This is a genomic window from Aquimarina sp. MMG015 (assembly GCF_018100855.1).
Classification (GTDB): domain Bacteria; phylum Bacteroidota; class Bacteroidia; order Flavobacteriales; family Flavobacteriaceae; genus Aquimarina; species Aquimarina latercula.
Genome location: NZ_JAGJEB010000012.1, coordinates 1 through 12,874, shown reverse-complemented (window position 1 = coordinate 12,874; position 12,874 = coordinate 1). Strand labels below are relative to the sequence as shown.

Annotated in this window: 12 protein-coding genes and 1 tRNA gene; 5 read left to right on the top strand and 8 right to left on the bottom strand. The window is 30.1% G+C overall.

All coding sequences use genetic code 11. The features are described from left to right. Nucleotides 1-99: 99 nt before the first annotated feature. The gene (locus tag J8L88_RS19290) at nt 100-888 is read right to left on the bottom strand and encodes a carboxypeptidase-like regulatory domain-containing protein (RefSeq protein ID WP_035085682.1); all 789 of its coding nucleotides are present in this window, start codon (nt 886-888) and stop codon (nt 100-102) included. Between the two features lie 108 nt (nt 889-996). On the opposite strand from J8L88_RS19290, the gene pepE reads away from it, so the two are divergent. Beyond that, the gene (gene pepE, locus J8L88_RS19285; protein ID WP_211061597.1) at nt 997-1,704 is read left to right on the top strand and encodes a dipeptidase PepE; all 708 of its coding nucleotides are present in this window, start codon (nt 997-999) and stop codon (nt 1,702-1,704) included. Between the two features lie 7 nt (nt 1,705-1,711). Next, nucleotides 1,712-2,626 carry a glutaminase gene (locus J8L88_RS19280; protein WP_027393691.1) on the top strand — a complete coding sequence of 305 codons (915 nt, stop codon included), beginning with the start codon at nt 1,712-1,714 and terminating at the stop codon, nt 2,624-2,626. On the opposite strand, the gene J8L88_RS19275 is transcribed toward J8L88_RS19280, so the two are convergent. Genes J8L88_RS19275 through J8L88_RS19260 form a run of 4 tightly spaced genes read right to left on the bottom strand, consistent with a single transcriptional unit; the run spans nt 2,623 to nt 6,611 of the window. Next, the gene (locus J8L88_RS19275; protein ID WP_147404125.1) at nt 2,623-4,089 is read right to left on the bottom strand and encodes a hypothetical protein; all 1,467 of its coding nucleotides are present in this window, start codon (nt 4,087-4,089) and stop codon (nt 2,623-2,625) included. The genes J8L88_RS19280 and J8L88_RS19275 overlap by 4 nt on opposite strands. 1 nt (nt 4,090) lies before the next feature. Continuing rightward, the gene (locus tag J8L88_RS19270; protein WP_027393689.1) at nt 4,091-5,038 is read right to left on the bottom strand and encodes a glycosyltransferase family 2 protein; all 948 of its coding nucleotides are present in this window, start codon (nt 5,036-5,038) and stop codon (nt 4,091-4,093) included. A gap of 40 nt (nt 5,039-5,078) precedes the next feature. Continuing rightward, entirely contained in the window at nt 5,079-6,032 is a 954-nt protein-coding gene (locus tag J8L88_RS19265) for a Gfo/Idh/MocA family protein (protein WP_211061596.1), read from the bottom strand. 3 nt (nt 6,033-6,035) lie between these two features. After that, a complete protein-coding gene (locus J8L88_RS19260; protein ID WP_211061595.1) occupies nt 6,036-6,611 on the bottom strand; it encodes an acyltransferase in 576 nt (191 codons plus the stop codon). 445 nt (nt 6,612-7,056) lie between these two features. Here J8L88_RS19260 and J8L88_RS19255 point away from each other — a divergent pair, with 445 nt between their 5' ends. Both J8L88_RS19255 and J8L88_RS19250 read left to right on the top strand, forming a co-directional pair. Then, nucleotides 7,057-8,922, top strand: coding sequence for a lipopolysaccharide assembly protein LapB (locus J8L88_RS19255; RefSeq protein WP_211061594.1), 1,866 nt, complete (start codon nt 7,057-7,059; stop codon nt 8,920-8,922). A 12-nt stretch (nt 8,923-8,934) separates the two neighbouring features. Further along, entirely contained in the window at nt 8,935-10,035 is a 1,101-nt protein-coding gene (locus J8L88_RS19250) for a glycosyltransferase family 2 protein (RefSeq protein ID WP_027393685.1), read from the top strand. An 8-nt stretch (nt 10,036-10,043) separates the two neighbouring features. On the opposite strand, the gene J8L88_RS19245 is transcribed toward J8L88_RS19250, so the two are convergent. The 3 genes from J8L88_RS19245 to J8L88_RS19235 form a co-directional block, all read right to left on the bottom strand. After that, nucleotides 10,044-10,979 carry a lysylphosphatidylglycerol synthase transmembrane domain-containing protein gene (locus tag J8L88_RS19245; RefSeq protein WP_211061593.1) on the bottom strand — a complete coding sequence of 312 codons (936 nt, stop codon included), beginning with the start codon at nt 10,977-10,979 and terminating at the stop codon, nt 10,044-10,046. Next, a complete protein-coding gene (locus J8L88_RS19240; protein ID WP_027393683.1) occupies nt 10,979-11,701 on the bottom strand; it encodes a methyltransferase domain-containing protein in 723 nt (240 codons plus the stop codon). Before J8L88_RS19240 ends, J8L88_RS19245 begins: the two co-directional genes overlap by 1 nt. Nucleotides 11,702-11,854: 153 nt before the next feature. Further along, nucleotides 11,855-11,927 (bottom strand) — tRNA-Gly (locus tag J8L88_RS19235). Nucleotides 11,928-12,280: 353 nt separating this feature from the next. Here J8L88_RS19235 and J8L88_RS19230 point away from each other — a divergent pair. Further along, the coding region (locus J8L88_RS19230; RefSeq protein ID WP_211061592.1) for a collagen-like protein at nt 12,281-12,874 on the top strand (594 nt) is incomplete at its 3' end.

Sequence of the window (12,874 nt, the reverse complement as noted above, 5' to 3'; positions counted from 1 at the left end):
GACCCGATTCGATATGTTTTCTTATGGATAAACCTAGAAACCCTGTCATACTAATTCAAAAGACGAAAGGTCTTTAAAAATGTTGCGCTATTAAAAACGTTATTTACGATCTTTATAAACTTTACTTTGAGACACCAAAAATTCGAGAAGATTCAATTCATTACCTTCTTCTAGGTATGATTTATCTAACCCATTTTCTTCTGCAAAAAAGATAAAATCATTAATTTGATCCATTTCTAACGCTAAGTTTGTTTTAAAAAACTCATCATTATACATTTTTCTGACCTTTACATCAATATCAGCAGGGGTCTTATCATCATTATTGTCTTTATTTTTAAAAACTACTTTAAAAAGGTTTACAAAATTAAGTCCATAAATCATCCTATCCTCTAAAAAGACTTTGTTTTCTAACTCAGATAATTCATCCGCTGTCCAATCATAATCTGTATCATTAATTCTATCGGAGGTAAGTCTAGCAACATCATCTAATCCACTCTCCGAAACATCAATTTTTTTAACATCAATAGAAACGTTACCCAACAGATCGTATGGAGTAACAATAACTTCATCTAGCAGATTAACGGATTCATTCAAAAAAATATTCAATCTCCTATTATTTAATACCCCTTTATCAATTAATACAACAAACTTTTGATATTGCATCGCAATTACCTCTATTTTATCATTGGTGCCAACACTTATCCTAAAATTACCTTTATCATCTGTAATAGTCCCTTTTTTAGTAGTTAAATTATAGACAACAACACCCTCTACATCATCACCAATGGGGGCACTCACGCGACCATCAATCATAACTCTCGAAGTTATTTGGGCAAAAGAAAAACTAATTGTAAAGCATATAAATAGTAGGGATAATTTCATTTTCATAGTTAGCTGGGTTAAATTTGTATGTATTGAAGATACTATATTTTTTCAATATGTTTTGAAGATTTCTCTATAAGAAAACGTTAAACTACCTTTACTAAAAACAATTATATGCAAAACTGTGTCATTGCAAGTACCTCTACCATCCATGGAAGTGGTCCATTAGAATATTTATTTGATACTTTAATTGAACTTTATAAAGATTCTGAGCAAATTTTGTTTATCCCATATGCACGTCCAGGAGGGATCTCCCTAGATGAATATACCATAGGAGTTAACAATATTTTTAAGAAAATAAATAAAAGAATACTTGGGATCCATATGTTTTCTGATATAACGGAAGCATTCGAAAATACACAAGGAGTTTTTACTGGTGGAGGAAATACGTTCCTACTCGTTAATCAATTATATAGAAATAATGTACTAGAACCTCTTAAACAAGCAATTGACACAGGTGTTCCTTATTTAGGCACCAGTGCTGGAAGTAATATTTGTGGGCTTACCATGCAGACCACTAATGATATGCCTATTGTACATCCTCCAAGTCTTAAAACACTAGGGGTTATGCCTTTTAATATAAACGCACATTATTTAGACCCTGATCCAAACTCTACGCATAAAGGAGAAACTAGGGAAACACGTATTAAAGAATTTCATAAGTTAAATCCACAACCTGTAGTTGGACTTAGAGAAGGGAGTTGGTTAAGAATTCAGGAGAATGATATTCAATTAAAGGGAGAATTCTCTGCTAGGGTTTTTGAACAAAACAAAACTCCTTATGAAATAGAGCCCGATAGCTCTTTATTAGGTTTAAATTAAACTTTGTATGCAGTACCAAAAAATTCTTGACACCATTCAAGAAGAATTATCGAATAAACAAAATAATGGAAAGGTAGCCTCCTATATTCCTGAATTGGCTAAAGTGGATCCAAATAAATTTGGAATGCATTTATATTGTATTAGCTCAGGTCATTATGGTTTTGGAAATGAACAGGAACAATTTTCCATTCAAAGTATATCTAAAGTATTTTCTTTAACACTGGCGATGTCTTTATTAGATGATGAATTATTTGAACGTGTAGATGTAGAACCTTCTGGAGATCCTTTTAATTCTTTAGTACAATTAGAATACGAAAACGGAATACCAAGAAATCCTTTGATAAATTCAGGTGCTCTGGTTATTGCTGATGTCTTAGTTTCGACGCTAGAAAATCCCAAGAAACAACTTTTAGAATTTATTCGTAAAATCGCGGGAAATACAACTATTGATGTTAACTCGAAAGTTTTTAATTCTGAAATGAAATATAGTCATAGAAATGCTTCTCTACTGCATTTAATGAAATCTTTTGGCAATATCAAAAACGACATAGAAACTGTATTAGACTTGTACATTTACCAATGTTCTATAGCTATGTCTTGTAAAGAATTAGCGACCGCTTTTATGGTTTATGCAAATTCTGGAAGAACTCTATTTGATGAAAAACAAGTGATTTCTGAAAGAAAAACAAAACGTATTAATGCTATTATGCAAACTTGTGGTTTTTATGATGAAGCAGGAGAGTTTAGTTTTAGAGTAGGTTTGCCTGGCAAAAGTGGTGTTGGTGGTGGAATTGCTGCTATTCATCCAGGTCAATATGCCGTTACAACCTGGAGCCCCCCATTAAACCCAAAAGGAAATTCTGAATTAGGAATGTATGCATTAGAAAGATTAACAACCTTAACTGGGTTTTCTATATTTTAAGTGATATCGGCCTTCCGTCTGTAATGGTCATATAATTGAACACAAATAATCACCAATACAAAATAAACGAATAATGAGTTATAAGTAGTACCTTTTCCTGAATGTACTATAATAGAAGTAGCTGATAAAGGAAGAGAAACTATAATAAGCTTGATCCAGTCCCAATCTTTCCGCTTTAACAAAAAATAAAAAACTGGAAATAATAATAAACCTAAGTAAGGTACAGGTATTGTTGTTGTTAATGTCCTAAATATTCTTTTTACTATGATATTAGCATACCAAAAAGGATCATTTTTTATGTCCGTCAACACTTTTTCTTTCACCACTTCTTCATAATGTGATAATTCTTCTGGTTTTTTATAATACAACCTATAATCATCGTAGTAATCATCTGTCTGATATTTACCCGAATAATGGATATTCATACTATACCTATTATTTAGAATAGGAATTGCATAATTGTATGCTTTTATATCATTCCATTCATACCCATATTTAGTATCAAAATCTCCTAATCCGCAAAACATAGGGTGCCAAAAATTATGACCCTTAATTTTAGCTCCATTATACACATGCCCTCCATAAAGACTTACTAAATGACTGGTCTTTTCAAACTTTAGATTAAACTCATTTCTAATATATGACTTACAAGAATTAAAGAAAAATACAACTGTTAAAACTAAAATTATTTTCGGAATTAACTTAATATGTTTAGACAACATATAGATCAATAACAATGAAACTAAAACTACTGAAATTTCATTTCTAAATTCACTAAAAAAACCAATCGTTATCCCAGAAATTATTGCCGTCAAAATTAATTTAAAATAATCAATAGATGCAGAAAACAATACATTTACATTTAGCCCTAATATTATAAAAAAAACAGAAGCCATTAATCCAAAAATATTTTCATGGGAATACACTTCATAAAGAAAAAAAGGAGTGCTATTGATTAAAACACACAAAAGAAAACCAAACATTGGTTTTCTTAGTCTCCAAAACCCAAAGAATAATAGTAACAGCCCAATAGTAAACACGAAAGCATTAAACAATTTAATAGAAGGGTTTTCTGGAGAGCCTTTAAGATAAGCATTCGGTAAATAAGCTAAAATTCGAGCACTTTCACCAAGTCTCGACCAATGCTTATATTCCATAATCAAATCCTTACCTCTATTGGTTATTTCTTTATTTGCACCTTCTTCAGAATATTTTAAATCAGTATTTAATGTAGCTAAAGGGAAATGACCTGTGTAGAAATAAAAATAAGCAAATTTATATGCTTTATCGTGGGAGAAACCTGAAGCATCCCTTCTAGCTTGAATTGAAGAATAATCACTATAACTAGATTTTACATACAATCCAGTATTAAAAAGAATTATTGACAACAAAATTGTGACAAGCCCTTTTTTACTTTTTAAAAACACTTCAAAACGACCAGTTATGTTCATCAATGAATTCATACTAATCATTTTTTTGCTTAATAATATAAATAGGTCTTTTACGCATTTCTTGTATTAATTTTTCGAAATAAAGTGACAAGATAGAAAGTGTAACAAACAGAATTGAAAAAGAAGCTGACATAAAAATTATAATAGTGTTATATCCTGACGGAGCTGAAGTTCCGTTTAAATAAGTATATAATGTATACCCTATCATTCCTAAAGTAAATAAAATAAAAACAGCCGACAACAAAACACTAATTCTCAATGGCTTATTAGAAAAAGAAAATATTGCATTAAAGGCTAACTTAAGCAACATGAGATAAGAATAATTACTCTCTCCATATTCTCTTGCAGGTGCGCTGAACGATAATTTACTTTTAGAAAAACCTAATGATTGTATAAAACCTCGTATAAATCTATTACGGTCTCGAAAATTAGAGGCAAGTATAACTTTAATACGATTAGAAACTAAAAAGAAATCAGTGGAATTTTCTTCAAATTTAATGGCTGACAAGTAATTTATTATTTGATAAAAGAATTTTGAAAATTTCTTTTTAACATAGCTATTATCACCTCTTTCTAAACGCTGCATTAATACAATATCATTTCCTTCATTAAAAGCATTAATCATCTTAGGTATTTCTGCTGGCGGGTGTTGGCCATCAGAATCTATACAAATAATTGCATCTCCGGAAGCATTATCAATCCCTGCTATCATTGCAGATTCATGCCCGAAATTTTTAGAAAACTCAATGCTAATATTTTTAATATTATTCAATGATTTTTCTTTTCTTATTTCATCAATTAACCTTTGCGTTCCATCAGTACTTCCATCATTTACCCATATAAGTTCAAAACTTCTCTCTGGCATGGAAATCAATACGCTCTCCAACGAATTCCAAAAATGAATCACACCCTTCTCTTCATTAAACAATGATATTACAATTGAGATATTTTGCTTATTCATTTTTGGTTATTGAGATTCGACATTATTCAAAACAAGAAATCTAAATTACTTTCTTCACAAAAGGGTGGTAATCTTCTTTTAAAGAAACAATTTCAGCATTTCTAATATCATGGACAATTTGTATTGAGGTTTTAGCATCCATAAGTCCATAACCTTTACCTTCTAATATACTCTTATAACTACGTGTATGTAACTCTGTAAACCCAGTACTAAACTCTATTTCTTCATTATCAATGGTAATTGAGCGATATGTTCTTTTTCCTTGTGCTTTAATAACTTCTGGAATATTCTCGTAATTAATAGATAAAAACCAACGAACCCTAGCTTTTTCGAATTCTAAAAATCCAGAAGCACTATCATCTGTCAATAAATGAACTTTGTTTCCTTTAACCTTTCCAAAAACCCAAGATAACATATCGTAAAAATGAACCCCAATATTTGTTGCTATTCCACCAGATTTAGAAACATCACCTTTCCAAGAAGCGTGATACCAATTACCGCGAGAAGTTAGGTAAGTCAAGTCGAAATCATAAATCTTATCTTTAGGACCATTATCTACATTCTCCTTTAATGCTATAATACTTGGATGCAATCTCAATTGCAAAATAGTATTTACTTTCCCTTCAGATTCTTTTTCAATCTCAACCAATGTGTCTATATTCCAAGGATTAAGAACTAGTGGTTTCTCACATATTGCACTTGCTCCTCTTCTTAATGCCATTCTAATATGAGAATCATGTAAATAATTTGGTGTACAAATACTAACATAATCAAGTTGTATATTTCTTCTTCTCTTTAATTTTTCTATATGTCTATCAAAACGTTCAAATTCCACGAAAAAATGTGATTCAGGGAAATAACTATCAATAACACCAACGCTATCGAATTTATCTAGTGCAGCTATCAGATTATTCTCTGTATCCTTAATTGCTTTTAAGTGCCTTGGAGCTATATAACCTCCAACACCCATAATTGCAAAGTTCTTATTTTTCATCTATTAAATTTTAAAAACGCTTCCTCCGATAAGTTCATATTTCTCTTTACTTTCTGGACAGACAGCTATATCATCCGCATTAAAATCCAGTCTATGTCCATATTCGCTCATCCATCCTATTTGCTTGGCAGGATTCCCAACAACTAGGGCATATGGTTTCACTTCTTTTGTAACAACCGTACCAGCACCTATAAATGCATACATACCAATATTATTGCCACAAACAATAGTAGCATTAGCTCCAATAGTAGCTCCTTTACCCACATGAGTTTTGGCGTATTCATTTTTCCTACTTATAACACTTCTAGGATTGGTAACATTAGTAAAAACACAAGAAGGTCCCAAAAAAACATCATCATCACAAACAATTCCCGTGTACAAAGAAACGTTATTTTGAACTTTTACATTATCCCCTAAAATTACTTCTGGTGAAACCACTACATTTTGTCCTATGTTACATTTTCTACCTATTACGGAACTAGGCATAATATGAGAAAAATGCCATATTTTACTACCTTCTCCTATAAAACATCCATCATCTACCACTGACGTTTCATGAGCAAAATAATTCTTATCCATTTGGTTAATTTATTTCTGTAAGAAACTTTGTTAGTCTCACTATACAGAATATGTGTCTCCCAAATATAAAATAATTCATTTTGTTTATTTGTTTTAGAAAAAATACTTTTTTAAAGCCTAATTATTTTCGATTTAAATTCATCAGGGTTATTTATCAAACAAATAAATACTTAACATAAACAAAAAATATTTATCTTCAATACAATTAAAAAGACATAAAAACAACTATATTTAAACCCATTAATACTAAAAACAAAGGATACTACAATCCCAGATCTTAATAAACTATAAGCAATCCAATCCCCAAGTACAATTAAAATTTTAAAGCTAGATGTTTAAAAATTTTACTTCCAAAAAATTCGAATTAAAAATCTTAGTAGTAATACTAATTGCTACTTTTTTTATATACATCAACCATTTCGACAATCCCTTTATCTTCGATGACATGCATACAGTCGTAAACAACGATTCTATAAGAACTTTAGATAATTGGCTTGTTTTTTTCAAGGATGCAGATACATTCAGTTCATTACCTGGAAATAGAGCGTACCGACCTATAATCACATTGATGAACGCTATCGATTACAATATTGCTGGAAAATTGGATTCTAACTATTATCATTACCACATCTTTTTATGGTTTTTAGTATTAATTGTATTAGTTTTTCTGTTATCGAAACATATCTATAAAACATCTCTAACAAAAAATAAGTTTGTTGGGCTAACTGCATTGTTCGCAACCGCTTGGTTTGCGTTTCATGCTGCAAATGCGGAAACTATTAATTATATATGCGCTAGGTCAGATTCTTTTTCAACATTATGTATTGTAGCTTCTCTCATTTTATACATAAACACTACAACTAGAAAATGGCACCTTTATCTTATAACTATGGTTATTGGAATATGGACAAAACAAACTGGGGTCATGTTTTTTCCTATTTTAGTATCTTACGTAATACTTTTTGAAGAACATGAAGTTTTATCTCCTTCTAAGAAAAATATTCTTACCAAGCTCCTAAAAATTTTAAAAAAAACTGCTCCTGCTGGAATTATAGCTTCTTCTCTCTTTATTTTAAATCAATATTACCTAACTCCCGAATCTACAGATTCTACTAATTATTTTGTTACAAGATTTGAATATTTCAGCACACAATGGTACATTATCACACACTATTTAAGCAACTTTATTTTACCCATAAACCTTAGTGCAGATCCAGATTTCACTATTATAAAGCCATGGTACAGCTTTAAAACACTATTTGGATTAAGTATAATAATTGGAATGTTATTTACAATGGTAAAAACAGCTTTAAAAAAAGAATTAAGACCTATTTCATTTGGTATAGCTTGGTTCTTTATTGCTTTATTGCCGACAACTCTAAATCCTCTTTTCCAAATCGCCAACGACCATAGAATGTTTTTTCCTTTTATTGGACTTTTTATTGCTGTCCCATATGGATTACTAAAAATTATTGAAAAACAAAAGACCATAGAGAAAGAAAAAAAACAAAACATTTACATCATATCTATCATTGCTTTAATTCTTTTAGGCCACGGATATGGTACTATTCAAAGAAATAAAGTTTGGAACTCCATTGAGTCTATTTGGCTTGATGTGGTTGTCAAAAGCCCTAAAAATGGAAGAGGACAGATGAATTATGGTTTGACCCAAATGCAAAAAGGAAATTATGATATAGCACTCAATTACTTCAATAAAGCCTATTCATTAAGTCCAAATTATTATGTTTTACATATAAATTTAGCAATTCTTCACGCTGCTAAAAAAGATTATAGTAAAGCTGAAGAATATTTCAATTCTGCAATTAAATTAAGTACGAGCTCTCCTTCTGCCGACTATTATTATGCAAAATTTCTTTTTGATCAAAAAAAATATTTAAAAGCTGAAAAGCACGTAAAAATTGCGCTTCAAAAAAGCCCTAATCATACTCTATCTAAGAACCTTTTAAATAACATTTCAAAAAACTTAACTAAAATACAAGAGGAAATAAGCTCATTAAAAAATCAAACAAAAAACACCAAAGATCCTATAAAGCTTTTAGATCTAAGTTTAAAATATTATCAAATAAAAGAATATAAATTAGTTATAACAACCTGCGAAAAAATATTACAAATTGATCCGAAAAATGCTTTTGCTTATAACAATATATGTTCTGCGTACAATCAATTACAAAAATGGAAACTTGGAGCCGAAGCTTGTCAAAAAGCAATTAAATTAAGTCCAAATTATTCATTAGCAAAAAATAATTTAAAATGGGCCACGAGTAATCTCAAAAAAACAAATAAAGAATAAAACCAAAATATAATGCTTGACAATAAAACAGTTGCAGTAGTAGTACCCTGTTATAACGAATCTCAACAAATAATGATGGTTCTAGATAGCATGCCTTCTTTTGTTGATAGAATTATTGTAGTTGATGATGCTTCGAAAGACGATACTGTCGGAACAGTAATAAAAAACCTAACCGACAACACATCAACTCTTGAACTAACTTCTAACCTAAACAACGAAATTGCTCCTAATATATATAATCGTGCGGATATTGAGGTAAAGCGAAAAAGCATTGATGAAATTCAAAAATTTACTCCTTCAGAAATTCTTAATAAAAATCCCAATACAGAAAAAATAATTGTAATTAAACATCTAGAAAATGGAGGTGTTGGGGCAGCTATTGCGACTGGATATAAGTGGTGTAAAGATCATGATATTGATTGCACAGCAGTTATGGCTGGAGATGGACAAATGGATCCAGATGAATTAGAATCTATATGTAAACCCGTTATAGCAGAAGATATTGATTATGTTAAAGGAAATCGCTTGATTCATAAAAGCGCTTGGGTAATTATCCCAAGAGTACGTTTTTTAGGTAATTCAATTCTTAGCATACTAACCAAAATTGCCTCAGGATACTGGGGTGTGTCAGATACCCAAAGTGGATATACCGCAATATCAAACAATGCCCTAAACTCTGTACCTCTTTATGACATATATAAAAGATATGGAATGCCTAATGATTTATTAGTAAAACTTAATATTGCATTCTGTACTATTAGAGAAGTAAAGATTAAACCAATATATGGTGTAGGTGAAAAATCAAAATTAAATATTATCAAAGTATCTTTACCCATACTCTTTTTATTAGTTCGTTGTTTTTTCAAAAGGCTTCAAACAAAGTATTTATATAGAAGTTTTCATCCGTTATATTTACTTTACTGGGTAGCTTTTATTATTTGTATCATTAATAGTTATTTCTTCTACCAGTTAATAGCTAATTTTTTTGTTCCAAATTCTAAAACGCCAACAGATTACCTAATCATATTTATCTTCCTAACCATATCAGGGTTTCAATCTTTGTTATTCGCAATGTGGATGGATATTCAGGATAACGAAAGGTTATCCAAATAATAGAATTACTATTTCATTTGTCTTAAGTCTTTTAAACGTATTGGTGATAAATAAAACAAAATAGCTCCGGGAATAAATGAAATTAATTGAAGAATAAATATAATTAAAGATAATGCTATAGCATCTTCAGCCGAAAGATCATACAATTGAAAAATAAAAATTAAAGATGTTTCGCGAACTCCAATTCCTAAAACTGTAACAGGAAGTAATGTCAGTATTCCCAAAACAAAAGTCCCTAAAAATAACCCTAAATGATCAATCTCAATATCCATAGCCCAAGCAACATAATTAAAAATTCCGTATATCATAATCATACTAAGACAGGTAATTACGAAACTTAGTATACTTTTTGACCACCCAAGATTATGAGAATTAAACGCTCTTCTCCAAGGCTTAATAATTCTGTTAAATTTACCTCTAAACCCGTAAATAAATAAAAAAAAAGATATCACCCCTATAAACAAAAATACCAGCCCTTTATAGTTATTTGGTAGTTTCAGAATATCAAAATTAAACTGATAATAAAACAACGCTAATAAACTAAAAAACAACAAACTAATTAAATCAAAAAGACGATCCATAATCAAGCTAGACCAACCTATTTTCTGAGTAGGTAATTCATCCTTAATATAAAGTAACCTCCCAAAATCTCCCAATCGCCCGGGAGTGATATTAGCTAAAAAAAGACCAATAAAGAAAACTTTAAAGGCTTTATAGTGCATTAAAGGAATTCCGTATGAATTCGAAATAATTTTCCATCTTATACTTTTTAAATAAAAAGCTAACCACAAAATAAATACTGCAATAATGATATGAATAATAGAAATCTTTTTAATTGATTCAAAAGTTTCTTCCCAACCTACTTTATATATCAAATAAAAGAATAAGATTATTCCAATAAATTTTAACCAAAAGCCAATATTTAACAAATACTTCTTAGTCATTAATTTAAAATAATACTTTTTTCCTTTTCCATATTACCTATAAATACTAAGTCACCATGTACTTTTTTACAAGAATAAAATTTCATTTTCATTTCTTGTTCAAGCATCCATTTGTAAGGAAAAAACCGCACATGCTCATCTAATGTATAATAATAAGCTCTTTGACAAGGAACTACTACACATAAAGTTTTTTTAGTAATTCTCTTTAATTCTCTAACAGCTTTTTCAAAATCTATAACATGTTCCAAAGTATGCGTAGAGAAAACCACATCAAAGGAATCATCTTCAAAAGGCAAATTTTCTATATTAGCTTGAAAATACTCACTATGCGTAAAGCTTTTACCGTCTATAATATCACATCCAGTAGTTTTAAAACCTTTTTTGTTCGCATAATCAAGTAAAAAACCATTTCCGCATCCTACATCAATAAACGTTTGATTATCAGACTTTATTTTTTCAAATACATGTTTTAAACATTGTTTAGACATATCAGTCGGTCTACTATTAGAAAACCGAGTATCTCTTTTAGAGTAAAAGTCAGAAAACTCTTCTTCTGACCACTTAAAAATTATGGATTTCAAGTTCATTACCGTTTTTATATTCCTTCCCTTATATGCATAATAATAGAACGGAAACATAAAAAATTTAGAATCTCTTATAGCTGGCGGTAACCATTCATCCATAAAATATCTAATAATATTTGTAAATCCTCTGCTATTCATAAATAAAATAATTAATTTTTGGAATCAGTTATCACGAATGTAAGTATTACTTAACAAAACCTCTATATAGGAAATAAAAAACATATTGAATTATTGAAAATCAAGAAAATATTAAAAAGAAAAAAGCTTCATCTTAATTAAGATGAAGCTTTGAGCGGGAGACCAGGTTCGAACTGGCGACATTCAGCTTGGAAGGCTGACGCTCTACCAACTGAGCTACTCCCGCTTTTGCGCTCGCAAATGTATTATATTTTATTAAAAATAAAAATATTTTTAATTTTAATTTTATTTCTTATTACAATTTCAATTGATCCTAAGATCAAAAAAATCATTCTTTAACATTGAATAATTATACCTTATATCCAAGTTAAAATAGATTGAAAAAAGTATTTTATCGAAAAAAAATGCATTTAATCGGATTAAATGTGTATTTTTGTAGTTAAGAAAATATTAATATATTAGCAACTTATCTATATTAGCTTAGATAGAAGGCTAGTTTTGTTTAAACAAAATAGTTACGTGATAACCCCAAACAAAGAGAGGTAAAACTCTTTTTTGAAAAGAAATTTCCTACAGCCTATGAAGGTAAAATTACTTCTTTTTATATGTATACTTTCATCTTTGAGCAATGTATATGCACAGGTGAAAGTTGGTGACAATCCAAATCAAATAGATACTTCATCTATTTTGGAACTAGAAAGCGTGGATAAAGCTTTCGTTTTAACCAGAATCAATACGAATCAAATGAATGCACTCACTCCATTAAATGGAGCCTTAGTGTATAATACAGATGATGAATGTATTTTTCAATTCAACAATAATAGTTGGTCCAGTCTATGTAGTGGTAACGATAATCAAGTATTATCGTTCGACCCAATTACTAACGTATTAACATTAGAAGATGGTGGATCAGTCGATTTAACCTCTCTTATTAACGACCCTGATTCTGACCCAACGAATGAAATCCAAATATTAAGTCAAACCGGCAATACTATTACCTTGTCCAACGGTGGAGGAAGTATTACTGAAACCATATCTACACTATTAGATAATGGAGATGGTACATTTACCTATACATCAGAAGATGGAACAATAACAAATATTGGTACCATTGGAGCGCAAGGACCTACTGGTGCGCAGGGACCACAAGGTGATACTGGAGCACAAGGACCA